Annotated in this window: 2 protein-coding genes; both read left to right on the top strand. The window is 50.3% G+C overall.

Going from position 1 to position 2,475, the window contains the following annotated elements; genetic code table 11:
* Positions 1-124 precede the first annotated feature (124 nt).
* Positions 125-283 (top strand): hypothetical protein, encoded by a 159-nt coding sequence (locus HMPREF1548_RS29355; protein ID WP_157065634.1) that lies wholly within the window; start codon positions 125-127, stop codon positions 281-283.
* A 27-nt stretch (positions 284-310) separates the two neighbouring features.
* Positions 311-1,936, top strand: a complete 1,626-nt coding sequence (locus HMPREF1548_RS04070) for a glycoside hydrolase family 43 protein (protein ID WP_021634505.1) — start codon at positions 311-313, stop codon at positions 1,934-1,936.
* Positions 1,937-2,475 lie beyond the last annotated feature (539 nt).

Below are 2,475 nucleotides of genomic sequence, written 5' to 3'. Positions count from 1 at the left end.
CATGATCAATCAAGATTCCGAGAGATCATTTTCTGTTTTACAGGGATATTGTACACGCTTTTTTTATTTTCCTATAAAAAATCACAGAAAATATACAATTCAGAAATATAGAAACAGAGGGTTTATGAAAAAAATACTGCATGATTATTTGTATTATACAAACAACAGCTGGCTTATAGCCGCCGCCTCCTGTATGAAGGAAGAGACAATGGAGTTAAAAGATGGTACAATAACCTTGACTCTGCCGCCCATGGGAGCGGCACTGATTACCATGTATCTGTAATACACGGACCAAGGGAGGAAACATATCATGAGCTATGAAATTAAGAATCCGCTGCTGCCGGGCTTTTATCCGGATCCATCCATTGTGAGGGTGGGGGATGATTTTTATATGGTAACTTCATCCTTCTCTTTTTTCCCGGGAGTGCCGATTTTCCATAGCCGGGATCTGGCGCACTGGGAGCAGATAGGGCACGTTCTGGACCGGCCGTCACAGCTGCCTCTGGGAGCGGACTGGATTTCAGGAGGTATTTTTGCACCTACACTGCGTTTCCATGACGGGGTATTTTATATGATCACAACCAATGTGGATCATGGCGGGAACTTTATTGTTACGGCAGAGGATCCGGCGGGGCCGTGGTCGGAGCCGCACTGGATTGAGGGGGCGGTGGGCATCGATCCTTCTCTGTTCTGGGATGATGACGGAAAAGCTTATTATACGGGAACCGGAACCGGGGATATGCGGCACAACCATATCTGGATCAGTGAAATCGATTTGCAGGAATTCCGGCTTGTGGGGGAAAAGAAGGACATCTGGGGCGGCTCCCAGGTGCTGGCCTGGTGCCCGGAAGCGCCCCATCTGTATAAAAAGGACGGCTGGTATTATCTTTTGATCGCGGAGGGCGGCACGGAGCATTTCCATGCGGTAACCATTGCGAGGAGCAAAGAGGTGATGGGAGAATACACAGGCTATGACGGCAATCCCATCATGACCCACAGACATCTGGGGATGCAGGCGGAAATCGCCAACACCGGACATGCGGATATTGTACAGCTGCAGGACGGCAGCTGGTATATGGTGATGCTGGCCTCCAGGCCCTACGGCGGTTATCACAAAAACATGGGACGGGAAACCTTTATTGCCCCCATGATATGGGAAAACGGCTGGCCTGTGGTATGTCCCGGCACCGGAAAGCTGGATTGGACCTATCCTGCGCCGGATCTGCCGGAGTCACCCACGGAAACAGCCTGGGGTATGGATGATTTTGACGGGGATAAGCTGGGATTTCCGTGGAATTATCTGGGGACCCCACAGGAAGGCATGTTCCGGCTGGAGGATGGCGCTTTGAAAATCAGGGCGGCTGCCAGGCCGATGGAACCGACGGACGAAGAAACCATGGAAAAAATCCATGCAGGGGAGTTGCCCAACGTAAACTGTGCCGGATTCGTGGGACGCAGGCAGCAGCATATGAGCTATACCGCCCGGACCCGGATGCATTTTGCGCCGGAGGAAAAGCAGACGGCGGGACTGATTCTGCTGCAGAACAATTATCATTGTCTGAGGGCGGAGCTGACAAGGGAAAATGGGAAGCGTCTGCTCCGGGTGGTAAAGGGATACCTGACCCAGGATGGGGAAATCACCTTCCATGATGTGAAAAGGCCTTACCAGAAGGAAATCTGCAGTGAAATGGAATGGAATTCGGACACGGTGCTGTTGGAGCTGAAAGCGGAGGGACAGAAGAATACCTTTTGTGCGACGGACGCCGACGGCGAAGTTTCTGTGCTGGCTTCCGATCTGGACGGAGGCTTCCTGGGCTCTGAAACCGCAGGCGGATTTGTAGGCACATATGTGGGGATGTTCGCCAGCGGAAACGGCAGGGAAGGGGAGAACTTTGCTTCCTTTGATTTCTTTTCCTATGAACCTGAGGAAGAGTGAAGCCCCATATTAAATGGAAAAATCCAGGACAATAAATAAAGCCTGTACCCGGCGGCGCGCTGTTCACGCAGCAGCCGGAAGGTAACAGAACGAAAAAAAAGGGTGACTGCCATGGCACTGATGCCGGGCAGCCTCCCTATTTCATTTGCGGATACTTTTTTATAATAATCCTGCCGCAGATTGATCGCCTGCCGCTACTCCGTCAGCCGTAATCTTTCCGTAACGCTGTCTTTTGAAATCTAACGGTTATCCTGCGTGGGATAAGAAAACAGGTCGCCATGACCAGCAGAAGCACGGAGAAAACTGTTCCGATTATCATAATGGATCCAAGGGATGTTTTGTTTGTTTCAATGCAGGTGCTTTGTGCAAGTATGTAAATGTCCGGATTTTCTGCCTGCATTTCAGTAAGGGGCTTGGGGGTGGCGTCCTGCGCCACGTCATTTACATTTAATATTTTGGGGCTTGTTCAACCTGCTTGTAAATGATGAAGATTTCTGATATAGTTAACCCATCGGGAAAAGTCACTTTCCCTAATTATT

This window comes from Clostridium sp. KLE 1755 (assembly GCF_000466465.2).
GTDB lineage: Bacteria > Bacillota > Clostridia > Lachnospirales > Lachnospiraceae > Eisenbergiella > Eisenbergiella porci.
This window is presented reverse-complemented; position numbering and strand designations above follow the sequence as displayed.